At 36.5% G+C, this 12431-nt stretch carries 20 protein-coding genes; all 20 read left to right on the top strand.

Going from position 1 to position 12431, the window contains the following annotated elements; all coding sequences use genetic code 11:
* Nucleotides 1–20 precede the first annotated feature (20 nt).
* The 20 genes from rplR (at nucleotide 21) to F5ESL0260_RS06815 (ending at nucleotide 12423) form a co-directional block, all read left to right on the top strand.
* Nucleotides 21–380: a 50S ribosomal protein L18 gene (gene rplR, locus F5ESL0260_RS06910; RefSeq protein ID WP_046325348.1), complete on the top strand. Its 360-nt coding sequence runs from the start codon at nucleotides 21–23 to the stop codon at nucleotides 378–380.
* A 16-nt stretch (nucleotides 381–396) separates the two neighbouring features.
* On the top strand, nucleotides 397–903 hold the full coding sequence (rpsE, locus tag F5ESL0260_RS06905; RefSeq protein WP_046325347.1) for a 30S ribosomal protein S5: 507 nt from the start codon (nucleotides 397–399) through the stop codon (nucleotides 901–903).
* A 13-nt stretch (nucleotides 904–916) separates the two neighbouring features.
* Nucleotides 917–1102: a 50S ribosomal protein L30 gene (gene rpmD / locus F5ESL0260_RS06900; RefSeq protein ID WP_046325346.1), complete on the top strand. Its 186-nt coding sequence runs from the start codon at nucleotides 917–919 to the stop codon at nucleotides 1100–1102.
* Nucleotides 1103–1125: 23 nt separating this feature from the next.
* Nucleotides 1126–1566 carry a 50S ribosomal protein L15 gene (gene rplO / locus F5ESL0260_RS06895; protein WP_046325345.1) on the top strand — a complete coding sequence of 147 codons (441 nt, stop codon included), beginning with the start codon at nucleotides 1126–1128 and terminating at the stop codon, nucleotides 1564–1566.
* Complete coding sequence (gene secY, locus F5ESL0260_RS06890; RefSeq protein ID WP_110446428.1) at nucleotides 1566–2861, top strand: preprotein translocase subunit SecY; 1296 nt, start codon at nucleotides 1566–1568, stop codon at nucleotides 2859–2861. Before rplO ends, secY begins: the two co-directional genes overlap by 1 nt.
* A 10-nt stretch (nucleotides 2862–2871) precedes the next feature.
* Nucleotides 2872–3528: an adenylate kinase gene (locus tag F5ESL0260_RS06885; RefSeq protein WP_122026348.1), complete on the top strand. Its 657-nt coding sequence runs from the start codon at nucleotides 2872–2874 to the stop codon at nucleotides 3526–3528.
* Between the two features lie 65 nt (nucleotides 3529–3593).
* A complete protein-coding gene (infA, locus tag F5ESL0260_RS06880; protein WP_034980408.1) occupies nucleotides 3594–3815 on the top strand; it encodes a translation initiation factor IF-1 in 222 nt (73 codons plus the stop codon).
* A gap of 14 nt (nucleotides 3816–3829) precedes the next feature.
* On the top strand, nucleotides 3830–3946 hold the full coding sequence (rpmJ, locus tag F5ESL0260_RS06875; protein ID WP_006729432.1) for a 50S ribosomal protein L36: 117 nt from the start codon (nucleotides 3830–3832) through the stop codon (nucleotides 3944–3946).
* Nucleotides 3947–3966: 20 nt separating this feature from the next.
* A complete protein-coding gene (rpsM, locus tag F5ESL0260_RS06870) occupies nucleotides 3967–4317 on the top strand; it encodes a 30S ribosomal protein S13 (protein WP_034980405.1) in 351 nt (116 codons plus the stop codon).
* Between the two features lie 21 nt (nucleotides 4318–4338).
* Nucleotides 4339–4722, top strand: a complete 384-nt coding sequence (gene rpsK, locus F5ESL0260_RS06865; protein ID WP_034980403.1) for a 30S ribosomal protein S11 — start codon at nucleotides 4339–4341, stop codon at nucleotides 4720–4722.
* Nucleotides 4723–4767: 45 nt separating this feature from the next.
* Nucleotides 4768–5706: a DNA-directed RNA polymerase subunit alpha gene (locus F5ESL0260_RS06860; RefSeq protein WP_046325342.1), complete on the top strand. Its 939-nt coding sequence runs from the start codon at nucleotides 4768–4770 to the stop codon at nucleotides 5704–5706.
* Between the two features lie 26 nt (nucleotides 5707–5732).
* Nucleotides 5733–6116: a 50S ribosomal protein L17 gene (gene rplQ / locus F5ESL0260_RS06855; RefSeq protein ID WP_046325341.1), complete on the top strand. Its 384-nt coding sequence runs from the start codon at nucleotides 5733–5735 to the stop codon at nucleotides 6114–6116.
* A 405-nt stretch (nucleotides 6117–6521) separates the two neighbouring features.
* Nucleotides 6522–7373, top strand: a complete 852-nt coding sequence (locus F5ESL0260_RS06850) for an energy-coupling factor transporter ATPase (RefSeq protein WP_122026347.1) — start codon at nucleotides 6522–6524, stop codon at nucleotides 7371–7373.
* A complete protein-coding gene (locus F5ESL0260_RS06845; RefSeq protein WP_122026346.1) occupies nucleotides 7349–8194 on the top strand; it encodes an energy-coupling factor transporter ATPase in 846 nt (281 codons plus the stop codon). Before F5ESL0260_RS06850 ends, F5ESL0260_RS06845 begins: the two co-directional genes overlap by 25 nt.
* Before the next feature lie 4 nt (nucleotides 8195–8198).
* Entirely contained in the window at nucleotides 8199–8996 is a 798-nt protein-coding gene (locus F5ESL0260_RS06840; RefSeq protein WP_122026345.1) for an energy-coupling factor transporter transmembrane protein EcfT, read from the top strand.
* Nucleotides 8996–9781, top strand: coding sequence for a tRNA pseudouridine(38-40) synthase TruA (gene truA / locus F5ESL0260_RS06835; RefSeq protein ID WP_122026344.1), 786 nt, complete (start codon nucleotides 8996–8998; stop codon nucleotides 9779–9781). The genes F5ESL0260_RS06840 and truA overlap by 1 nt, the downstream gene beginning before the upstream one ends.
* A 106-nt stretch (nucleotides 9782–9887) precedes the next feature.
* The gene (rplM, locus tag F5ESL0260_RS06830; protein ID WP_045928442.1) at nucleotides 9888–10331 is read left to right on the top strand and encodes a 50S ribosomal protein L13; all 444 of its coding nucleotides are present in this window, start codon (nucleotides 9888–9890) and stop codon (nucleotides 10329–10331) included.
* An 11-nt stretch (nucleotides 10332–10342) separates the two neighbouring features.
* On the top strand, nucleotides 10343–10738 hold the full coding sequence (gene rpsI / locus F5ESL0260_RS06825; protein ID WP_034980394.1) for a 30S ribosomal protein S9: 396 nt from the start codon (nucleotides 10343–10345) through the stop codon (nucleotides 10736–10738).
* Between the two features lie 196 nt (nucleotides 10739–10934).
* Nucleotides 10935–11792 carry an ABC transporter ATP-binding protein gene (locus tag F5ESL0260_RS06820; RefSeq protein ID WP_122026343.1) on the top strand — a complete coding sequence of 286 codons (858 nt, stop codon included), beginning with the start codon at nucleotides 10935–10937 and terminating at the stop codon, nucleotides 11790–11792.
* On the top strand, nucleotides 11773–12423 hold the full coding sequence (locus F5ESL0260_RS06815; RefSeq protein WP_122026342.1) for an ABC-2 transporter permease: 651 nt from the start codon (nucleotides 11773–11775) through the stop codon (nucleotides 12421–12423). The genes F5ESL0260_RS06820 and F5ESL0260_RS06815 overlap by 20 nt, the downstream gene beginning before the upstream one ends.
* Nucleotides 12424–12431 lie beyond the last annotated feature (8 nt).

Raw genomic sequence — 12431 nt, 5'->3', positions numbered from 1 at the left:
ATAATTTTTGAGGTGAAATTGTGATTTCAAAACCAGATAAGAACAAATTGCGCTTAAAGCGTCACAAACGTATTCGTAGCAAAATTTCTGGTACTGCTGAGCGCCCACGCTTAAGCGTTTTCCGTTCAAACAAAAACATCTACGCTCAATTAATTGATGACGTAGCGGGTGTAACGCTAGCAAGTGCCTCAACTTTAGATGATGCTGTAGCTAAGGATCAGACTAAAGTAGAACAAGCTCAAGCTGTTGGCAAGAATATTGCTGAAGCAGCGAAAGCTAAAAACATTACTAGTGTAGTGTTTGACAGAAGTGGTTATTTATACCACGGCCGTATTTCAGCTTTGGCAGATGCCGCTCGTGAAAACGGATTAGAGTTCTAGGAAAGGAGATAAATACATGGCAAACCGCAACGATTCTCGCAATAATCGCAGAAATAAGGACGACATCGAAGATCAGTTAGTAGCAATTAATCGTGTCACCAAGGTTGTCAAGGGTGGTCAACGAATGAGATTTGCTGCCTTGGTAATCGTTGGCGACAAAAAAGGTCGTGTAGGCTTTGGTACTGGTAAAGCTCAAGAAGTTCCAGAAGCAATCCGTAAGGCCGTTGAAGCTGGTAAAAAGAACATGATCAAAGTTCCTAAGGTTGGCACTACTATTCCTCATGAAGTAATTGGTCATTATGGCTCAGGTAATATTATGATTAAACCTGCTCCAGCTGGTTCTGGTGTTGCTGCTGGTGGTGCCGTTCGTATCGTTATGGATATGGCTGGTATTGCTGATGTTACTTCCAAGTCACTCGGTTCTAATACTCCAATTAATGTTGTTCGTGCAACAATAGATGGTTTGAAGAAACTTAGAACAAGTGAAGACGTTGAAAAGCTTCGTCACGCTGAATTAGATTAGGGAGACAGAATAAATGACTGAATTAAAAGTTACTTTAATTAGAAGTGCTGCACACCGTCTGCCTAACCAAAGAAAAGTTGTGAAAGCTCTTGGTTTAGGTAGAATTAACAGTACAACTACTTTACCAGACAATGCTGCAACTCGTGGTGCATTGATGAAAATTGCCCACTTGATTTCAGTTGAAGAGATTAATAATTAGTTAATTGAGGAGGTGCCAAATTAATGAAGCTTCATGAATTACATGCTGCTGAAGGTTCACGCAATACTAGAAAACGTGTTGGTCGTGGTACTTCAAGTGGTTTTGGAAAAACTTCTGGCCGTGGCCAAAAGGGACAATTGTCTCGCCAAGGCGGTCATACCCGTTTAGGCTTTGAAGGTGGTCAAATGCCATTATTCAGAACTATGCCAAAGCGTGGATTTAAGAACGTTAACCGCAAAGAGTATGCAATCATTAACTTAGATGATTTAAACAAGTTTGAGGATGGTAACGAAGTTACAGTTGCTAGTCTTAAAGAAAAAGGTTTGGTAAAGAAAGAATTATCAGGCGTTAAGTTGCTTGCAAAAGGTGAGTTAAAAGTTAAGTTAAACGTAAAGATTAACAAAGTTTCCGCCGCTGCGAAGAAAGCAGTTGAAGATGCAGGCGGATCTGTTGAGGTGATCTAATGTTTTCGACCTTGAAGAACGCCTTTAAGGATAAAGAAATTAGAAATAAAATATATTTCACACTCTTTATTCTTTTGATTTACCGAATTGGAGCTAATATCACTGTTCCAGGTGTCAACGCAAAAGCGATTACTCAAGTTGCACAAACTGGTTTGGTCCCAATGCTGGATACTGTTTCTGGTGGTGGACTTGATAACTATTCAATATTCTCTTTAGGTGTTTCACCTTACATTACTGCACAAATTGTTATTCAACTTTTACAAATGGACATAGTTCCGACGTTGGTAGAATGGGGTAAACAAGGAGAAGTAGGACGCCGTAAGACTAATAACGTAACCCGTGTACTTGCATTGTTTGTGGCATTCATCCAAAGTATTGGTATCACGCTTGGTTTCAATGCTTTGACTGAGATGGGGTTAGTCAAGTCACAGACTTGGCAATCTTACTTTGAGATTGCAATTGTAATGACTGCCGGAACAATGTTGCTAACCTGGTTAGGTGATGAAATCACTGATAAGGGTCTGGGCAATGGAGTTTCTGTTATTATTTTTGCAGGTATTATTGCTAGGCTACCGCGAGGACTGTGGCAGCTATATAAAGAAGACGTTATTAACAACAGTGCGAGTGATCGTTGGCAAGGGATTTTGTTCTTCATCGCGATTATCATTGCAATACTTATCGTAACGCAAGTAGTTACATGGGTAGAACAGGCAGATCGCCGAATTCCAATACAATATACAAGAAGAGCAACTATTAGTGGCTCTGAAAGTTTTTTGCCATTGAAAGTTAATGTTTCTGGTGTTATTCCAGTTATTTTTGCTAGTTCTTTCATCATCACACCGGCAACAATTTTAATGGCTTTCCAAAAGTCTCAAGGCGACCAGCAGTGGTACAAGATAATGACTAATATCTTTAGTATGCAAACTACACCTGGGGTTATAATTTATACTGTTTTAATAATTCTGTTCACATTCTTCTATGCTTTTGTTCAGGTTAACCCTGAGAAGCTGGCTAAGAATTTGCAGAAGCAGGGCGCTTATATCCCAAGTGTTTGGCCGGGTAAAGATACACAAGATTATGTTTCTAAGGTATTGATAAGATTATCAACAGTAGGATCTGTATTTTTAGGCCTTGTAGCTTTATTACCACAACTTGCTACTAATTTTTGGGATTTACCAAGTTCAATTGGATTAGGCGGTACCAGTCTTTTAATTGTTATTGGTGTCGTCTTGGAACTATCTCGTCAAATTAACGGATTGTTAATGAAGAGAGAATACGTTGGATTCATCAGATAGGGACGGATAAATGATTAATATATTTCTTTTAGGTTTGCCTGGTGCTGGCAAAGGTACGGTATCAGAACAAATTGTCGATAAATATCATCTAACTCATATTTCAACTGGGGATATGTTTAGAGAAGCAATGGCTAATGAGACTAAAGTTGGTCTTGAAGCTAAAAGTTACATTGATAAAGGTGATTTGGTACCGGACGAAGTTACTGCCAAATTAGTTGAAGAACGTATAGGGCAACCTGATATTAAAGAGGGTTACATCTTAGATGGTTTTCCACGGACTATTGTTCAGGCGGAACTTTTTGAAGATATTGCTAAACGCGTCAATAAACAATTAACAAACGTAATTTCACTAGAAGTTAAAGAAGAAACTTTAGTAAAACGTTTGTCAGCACGCTTTATGTGCAAAAATTGTGGTGCTACTTATAATAAGATTACAAAAATGCCCCAAGTTAAAGGGACTTGTGATCGTTGTGGCAGTCATGACTTTTATCAACGTGAAGATGACAAGCCTGAAGTAGTAAAAAATCGTTTAGAAGTAAATGAAAAGATGAATACACCGCTAAAGGACTTTTACCGGAAAAAAGGTTTGTTAACTGTTGTTGATGGTGAACAAACCCCTGAAGAAGTTTTCAAGAATGTTGATGCGGTTTTAAGTAAAAAGCAATAATTTGTATATTTACTTTTCCGTGTTATAATTTCAAAGTATGACTGTTTAAATGCGGAGGAACGGCTTTGGCAAAAGATGATGTCATAGAAGTAAAAGGTAAGGTTGTTGATACCTTGCCTAATGCTATGTTTAAAGTTGAATTGGAAAATGGAGCAGTGATTTTAGCACATGTTTCCGGTAAGATTAGAATGCATTATATTCGAATTTTACCTGGAGACCGTGTTACAGTTGAACTTTCTCCTTATGATTTAACTAAAGGTAGAATAACTTATCGATTTATAAAGTAATAACGGAGGGAAACATGAAGGTTAGACCATCTGTTAAACCAATGTGTGAACATTGTAAGATAATTAAAAGAAATGGTCGTGTAATGGTTATTTGCTCTGCAAATCCAAAGCACAAGCAACGTCAAGGTTAGAAAAATAGGAGGTGCAATTTATGGCACGTATTGCTGGTGTTGACTTACCAAGAGATAAAAGAATAGTTGTTGCATTAACTTATATTTATGGTATTGGTGAACCAACAGCACAAAAGATTTGTGCGGATGCTGGTGTTTCTGAAGACATACGTTCAAAAGATTTGACTCCAGATGACCAAGAGAAGCTTCGTGCAGAAGTTGATAAATACCGTGTTGAAGGTGACTTACGTAGAGAAGTCAGCATGAACATTAAGCGGTTAATTGATATTGGTTCATATCGTGGTATTCGCCACCGTCGTGGACTTCCAGTTCGTGGTCAAAATACCAAGAATAATGCTCGTACACGTAAGGGTAGTAAAAAGAATAAATAAAAATTTTAAGGAGGTTTATTGATGCCTAAAACAGCACGTAAACGCCGTGTGAAGAAGCACGTTGAAAAAGGCGTGGCTCATATCCATTCTACGTTTAACAATACTTTAGTCATGATTACTGACGTTCAAGGCAATGCAATTGCTTGGTCTTCAGCTGGTGCATTAGGCTTTAAAGGTAGTCGTAAGTCTACACCATTTGCGGCACAAATGGCAGCCGAAGCAGCAGCTAAGAGCGCAATGGATCAAGGCATGAAACATGTTGAAGTTTCTGTTAAAGGTCCGGGTGCTGGCCGTGAATCTGCTATTAGATCACTACAAGCGACTGGGCTTGAAATCACCGCAATTCGTGATGTTACCCCAGTTCCTCACAATGGTTCTAGACCACCAAAACGTCGTCGTGTTTAATTTTGTTCTTAATGAAGGACATTGCGTTTTGAAAGGGGCCTAGTAATGATTGAATTTGAAAAACCAAATATTACCGTTGTGGACCAAGAAAAGTCGTATGGTAAATTTGTTATTGAACCACTTGAACGAGGCTTTGGTACTACTTTAGGTAACTCATTACGTAGAGTTTTACTGACATCTATCCCAGGTACAGGACTTGTTTACGTTCAAATAGATGATGTCTTACACGAATTCTCAACCGTTCCAGGCGTAAGAGAAGATGTCGCTAAGATAATCCTGAACCTTAAGAAACTTGAATTAAAGTCTTTTTCAGATGAACAAAAAATTATTGAAATTGACGTAGAGGGTCCGGCTACTGTAACCGCCGATGATCTCAAAGCTGACGCTGATATTCAAATCCTGAATCCTGACCAATATATTTGTACTATTGCTGATGGTGGTCATTTGCATATGCAAATTGCTGTTCAAAATGGCCGTGGCTACGTTGCAGCAAGTGACAATAAGAGTGAGGATATGCCAATTGGGGTTATTCCGGTTGATTCTTTGTTTTCACCAATAAAGAAAGTTAATTACCAAGTTGAATCAACTCGTGTTGGTAAAAGAGACGATTTTGATAAGCTCACCTTAGAGATTTGGACAGATGGTTCAATCAAGCCTAACGATGCCCTCAGTTTCGCTGCTAAAATTTTAGTCGCACACTTTAAAGTGTTTGAAACTGCTGATGCAAATACTAAATTCAATGATGTGATGGTTGAAAAAGAGGACGATACGGCAGAAAAGAAGCTTGAAATGACAATTGAAGAGCTTGATCTTTCTGTTCGTTCATACAATTGTCTTAAACGTGCCGGAATTAATACACTGCAAGAACTGACTGATAAGACAGAAGCAGATATGATGCGTGTACGCAATTTAGGACGGAAATCGTTGGAAGAAGTTAAAAACAAGTTAGCTGACTTGGGACTATCACTTCGTCAAGAAGATTAATTTCGAAAAATAAAGGAGGTAAACTGATGGCATACCGTAAATTGGGACGAGACAGTGCACATAGAAAAGCAATGTTAAGAGAAATGACTACTCAATTGATCATGAATGAACGCATTACTACTACTGAAACACGTGCTAAAGAAGTTCGCAAGACTGCCGAAAAGATGATCACTTTAGGTAAGCGTGGAGATTTAGCCGCAAGAAGAAGAGCCGCTGCTTTTATTCGTGATGAAGTTGCAGATATTCATGAAGAAAAAGATGCAGTAGTTGTTAAATCAGCTTTACAGAAGCTTTTTAGCGATGTGGCACCTCGTTACAAAGACAGAAATGGTGGTTACACCAGAATTATGAAGCTTGCTACTGCCCGTAAAGGTGATGCAGCTCCAATGGTTATTTTAGAATTAGTTTAATTCGAATAATCTAAACTTAATAGCTATTAAGAATTATCCGTGAGAGTGAGAATAAGCGTTAAGATGATGACGAAAGTTTAGTCTAGCTTAGATGAAGTAATTTATCCCTCCTCATGGATGATTTTTTTTGCTTTAGATTTTAGTTAATAGACAGTGTGCAAATAAAACTTAATTGACTTTTACTTCATATTCAGTTTTAATACTTTAATTTAGTGAGGCAAAATGAATTACACTGCTACAAACAAAGTAAAAATCACTTAATTAAAAGCTACTCCTTTTGATATTGCTAAAATTTATTAAAAAAAAGCCAGATAGTAATGATAAAAATAGAAAGATTGCAAACATGGTTCAGAAATTATAATATTTTTGGTACAATTGAATCAGACTTTTTAGGATGGTGAGAGTATGACAACTGACAGTATTATCAAAATAAAAAATGTAAGCTTTACGTATCCAGAGTCAGAAACTCCCGCTATAGACAACATTAGTCTTGATATTAAACGGGGTTCATGGACATCAATTATTGGCCATAATGGCAGTGGCAAGTCGACAATTATCCGCCTGATTAATGGTTTACTGGTACCTGATGAAAAAGGAAAACCGGAGATTGAAGTGGACGGCTTAAAATTAAATGATGATACGGTTTGGGAAGTTCGAAACAAAGTTGGAATTGTCTTTCAAAATCCTGACAATCAGTTTGTGGGAGCTACAGTGGCTGATGATGTTGCATTTGGATTAGAGAATCGCGGTGTTTCTCACACTGAAATGGTAAAGATTGTTCCTGAAGTAATTAAAGCAGTGGGGATGAGCGAATACATCAATGCTGAACCAGCAAATCTTTCAGGAGGACAAAAACAAAGAGTAGCAATTGCTGGGATTCTGGCTATTAAACCTAAGATTATTGTGCTGGATGAAGCTACGTCAATGCTTGATCCAGAAGGTAGAGACCAAATATTATCAATAGTGCAAGCGATGAAGAATAAATATGACTTGACAGTAATCTCAATTACGCATGATATTGATGAAGCTAATATGGCTGACCAGGTTTTAGTAATGAATGATGGTAAATTAATTACTAAGGGTAGTACTAAAGATGTCTTTAATCAAGTTGATCTGTTGAAAAAGTTGGGCTTGGATGTACCATTTTATGAGCAAGTCAAAGCAAAGTTACTGGCTGACTCTGTTGAAATCCCAGCTAGTGTAGATTCAGAAAAAGAGTTGATCAATTATTTATGTCAATTAAATTCGAACATGTAAGTTACATCTATTCTCCAGAAACACCACTTGAAAAAAAAGGTTTAGACAATGTTTCTTTCGAGCTGCAAGATGGATCTTTTAATGCAATAATTGGGCATACTGGTAGTGGTAAATCGACACTTATGCAACATTTCAATGCTCTAATTAGACCTACATCTGGGAAAATAGAAATAGCTGGCACAACTATCACACCAGAAACTACCAATAAAAATTTAAAAGAATTGAGAAGACATGTTAGTCTGGTTTTTCAATTTCCTGAAGCACAGCTATTTGAAAATACAGTAATAGATGATATTGCTTTTGGACCTAAAAACTTTGGCTATGATAATGAAAAAGCTCTTGCAAGTGCCAGGTTTTGGCTAAAAAAAGTTGGTTTACCTGAAGAGATTGGTAAACGATCACCTTTTGAGTTATCTGGCGGACAAATGAGAAGGGTAGCGATAGCTGGTGTTATGGCTTATGAGCCAGATATTCTCTGTTTAGATGAACCAGCCGCTGGTCTTGATCCTGAAGCACGTAAACAAATGATGGCACTTTTTTCTGAGTATCAAAAAGAAGGACATACTGTAATATTAGTTACTCATAATATGGATGATGTAGCTAATTATGCTGAAAATGTTTTAGTCATGGAGCACGGTAAAATGATTAAACAAGCTGCACCAAGAGACATTTTTAAAGATCGTAATTGGTTACAAGAGCATCATTTAGAAGAGCCTAAGCCATCCTTGTTTGCAACTAAATTGCAAAACTATCAGTTTGCAAAATTACCATTAACTATAGCCGACTTGGTAAAAGATATAGAAACCAATTTAAAGGGGTGAGAATGTGAGTAAAATCTTAATTGGCCGTTATGTAGCTGGTGACTCGATAATTTATCGTATGGATCCCAGAGGAAAATTACTGGCAACTATTATTTTTATTTTATTCGTATTTTTAGCCAATAATCCGGTTTCTTATCTAATTGTAACCATTTTTAGTATAGCTGCTGTAGCTGCCACTAAGCTAAAACCAAAAGTCTTTTGGGATGGAGTTAAACCCCTAATTTGGTTAATTTTGTTCACGTCCTTTTTGCAGTTGTTTTTCTCAGTTGGTGGAACCGTCTATTGGCAGTGGACAATTTTTGCATTGTCTAGTTATGGTATAACCAATGCTATTTATATTTTTATCCGCTTTACAGTGATCATCTTAATTTCTACAGTAATGACTGTTACAACTAAACCACTTGAAATTGCTGATGCTATTGAATGGCTATTAAAACCGCTAAAAATAATTCATGTTCCAGTCGATAAAATTGCTCTAATAATGTCAATAGCTTTACGATTTGTACCAACTTTATTTGATGAAACTTTAAAAATTATGAATGCCCAACGTTCACGAGGCGCAGATTTTAATAATGGCGGATTAGTTACCAGGGCAAAGGCAATTACCCCTCTTCTGGTTCCGCTATTTATTAATTCGTTAGAAACAGCAATCGATTTATCAACTGCGATGGAATCGCGTGGTTATCGGGGAGATCAAGGCAGGACAAAATTCAGAATCTTAAAATGGTCCAATGTTGATCTTATTAACTTGTGTTATTTTATTTTACTATTAGGGCTTTTATTAATATTTAGGACACATTAATGACAACAAGATATAAAATGACGGTTGCTTATGACGGACACCTTTTCCATGGCTTCCAGTATCAACCTCATCAAAGAACTGTGCAAGGAACGATTGAAGCTGCCTTATCTAAAATGACTAAGGGCAAGAATGTGGTTGTTGAGGGTTCAGGTCGTACTGATGCAGGAGTTCATGCATTGGGGCAGGTAATTCACTTCGACTATCCTGATAAACCAATTCCACCAGAAAGAATGATTTGTGCGTTAAATTCGCTCATGCCGCTCGACATTGTTTTTAAAAAATGTGACATCGTAGATGAAAATTTTCATGTACGGTATAGCGCTAAAGGTAAGTGGTATCGCTATCGCGTTAGTTTAGACAGATTTGTCGACCCCTTTAAGCGTCTCTATACGGGACATTATCCTTATCCAGTTGATGTGGAAAAAATGAAAAAGGCTTCTTTTGATTTACTGGGAACACATGATTTTACCAGCTTTGCAGCTAGTGGAGGCCAAATTAAGAACAAGGTTCGCACGATGTTTTATGTAAATATCCAAAAAGATAAGCAGAATAATGAAATTGTCTTTGATTTTATCTGCTCTGGTTTTCTTTACAATATGGTCCGTATTTTAGTAGCAATGTTATTAGAAATTGGTAGGGGTAAGCGCCCTGTTAATGATATTCCCCGGATAATAATGGCAAAGGATCGGGAGCAGGTAAGAGAAACTGCTCAGGCAAGTGGGTTATTCTTATACCATGTTTTTTATGATGATATACCTAAAAAATATAGGCTCGACAGGGAATAATATTGACTTTTTAGTTGAAAAGAATTATTATATTAAAGTATGTTTGTCCACGATAGGCCCCGGAATCTTATTGTTTTCAAACAACGTATAAACGGAGGAAATTAAATTGCGTACTACACAATTAGCGAAACCTAATGAAATTGAACGTAAGTGGTATGTTATTGACGCAACAGATGTATCTTTAGGTCGTCTGTCAACAGCAGTAGCAACTATTTTAAGAGGTAAGAATAAGCCTCAATATACACCAAACGTTGACACTGGAGATAACGTCATTATTATTAATGCCGCTAAACTAAAGTTAACAGGTAAGAAAGCTACTGACAAGATTTACTACCATCACTCTGATTACCGTGGTGGCATAAAGGCCACTCCAGCCGGAGACTTGTTGGCTAATAATCCAGTTAGATTAGTTGAATTGTCAGTTAAGGGTATGCTTCCTAAAAACACTCTTGGTCACCAAGAATTTATGAAGATGCATGTTTATGCTGGTGCTGATCACAAGCACGAAGCACAAAAGCCTGAAGAATTAGACATTAACAAATTAATCTAGGAGGTTAAATAATGGCACAACAAGTTGCATATGCAGGTACCGGTCGGCGCAAGAATTCTGTTGCACGTGTTCGTTTAGTACCAGGTAGCGGCAAGATTACCGCTAATAATAAAGATATTGATCAATACATTCCTTTTCCTAATTTAGTTAAGGATTTGAAGCAACCATTGACTTTGACTGAAACTGAAAATCAATATGATGTTAAGGTTAATGTCAATGGCGGAGGTTTCTCAGGTCAAGCTGGAGCTATTCGTTTAGGAATTGCTCGTGCTCTTCTTGAAGTAGATCCTGATTTTCGTGGTCCACTGAAGAAGGCAGGTTTCTTAACTCGTGATCCAAGAATGGTTGAACGTAAGAAACCAGGTCTTAAGAAGGCTCGTAAGGCTTCACAATTTAGTAAACGTTAATCAACACGATTATATCAAGGTTTCAAAACACTTCATGGTTCACACCATGGAGTGTTTTTTTGGTACTTTTTAGCTAAATTCACACACTTTCACATCAATACTTTAAAAAAGCAATATGCTGTTTGACTTTGATAATCCTAATTTGAAGTAGTTTAATGGTTATATATATGATGTTGCAATCTTAGTGAGGTATAAAATGAATACAAAACCGATTATAGATGTGCTAAATTTAAGTAAGCGGTACGCAGATTTTCAACTACAAATTAACAATTTAAAAATAAATGAAGGAAGTATTGTTGGTTTAGTTGGTGAAAATGGGTCAGGTAAGTCAACTTTTTTGAATTTACTATTAAATCAAATAAAAAGTGAAATAGGCAATGTAAAAATTTTTGGTTTAGATTATGTTAAAGATGAAAACCAGATAAAACTTAACTTAGGTGTAATTTTGGAGCAAAATTATTTTCCAAACTCATTTTCTGTTCAACAAATTGAAAAAATGCTAGAAAAAATTTATTCCCGGTGGGATAAAAAACTCTATCACAATTTAATTGATGAGTTTGATTTGCCTACCAATAAGCCTATTAGTAATTTTTCAAGAGGGATGCTTGTTAAATTAAATTTTGCTGCCACCCTTTCTCATCATCCTAGACTCTTAATTGCTGATGAAGCAACCAGTGGGCTTGATCCAATTATAAGGAAAGAAATCTTGTCTTTGCTAAAAGAATATGTAAGCGATAATCAAATGACGGTATTATTGTCTTCACATATTTTAAGCGATTTAGAACAAGTTGCTGACTATTTTGTTTTTATTAAAAATGGCAATATTTTATTAAAGGGTGGCCGGAGCGAATTGCTTAACCACTATACAATTAAAACCGAAATAACAAGCTTGCCATTGAAAAACATCAAATATAAATTATGCCAAGATAACTTGGTTCAATATCTAGTTGATGTATCACAAGAAAGAGTTGGTTATAAAGATTATGCTTCATTAGAAGAAATATTGCTATTTTTAGTAAAAGGAGTGAGGATGGATGAAGGGACTTCTCTATAAGGATTTGCAACTTATATTAAATAAGGTAAGTTTAATAGGTAGATTGCTAATTATATTAGTACTACTTTTGGTGACAATTTTTTGTAGAGAGTCTGGAACGATTTTTCTCTCAATCATGGGACCGATTGGTTTAGCATCAATACCAACTAGTCTATTAGTTGCTGACCAAGAAAATGGATGGAACAGATTTGTCGGTGTTTTCCCTATTCCTAAAAAAAACATAGTTTTGGCTAGATACATTTTTTGTATTTCATTAATTCTATTTATTAGCTTTATAACTTTAATTTTAAGTATCGGCACTGCTCTAATTTTCCAACAATTTAGTCTGCAAATCCATATATTGATAGCGATAGTTGGCTTATTGATTGGTATCATGTATGTAGTTATCTTACTTCCAGCAGTTTATGCTTTCGGTACGTTTGGCAGCACAATCGTAAATATACTGATCTTAGTCCTTATCATGGGAGTGATTTATATTTTGCAGAAAACGACTTGGGGTCTATTGTTCATCACTTGGATTAGTAATACTAATTCTTTACTGCTAGTAATCGCAAGCTGTATCTTAATTGCAGTAATATCAATCGTTTCAATGATAATTTCAACAAAAGTATATTCCAACACATTTAAGTAGTTAGGAGC

The organism is Lactobacillus sp. ESL0260 (genome assembly GCF_003692935.1).
Classification (GTDB): domain Bacteria; phylum Bacillota; class Bacilli; order Lactobacillales; family Lactobacillaceae; genus Lactobacillus; species Lactobacillus melliventris.
The sequence above is the reverse complement of the archived record's forward strand: the minus strand, read 5'-3'. Positions and strand labels throughout refer to the sequence as shown.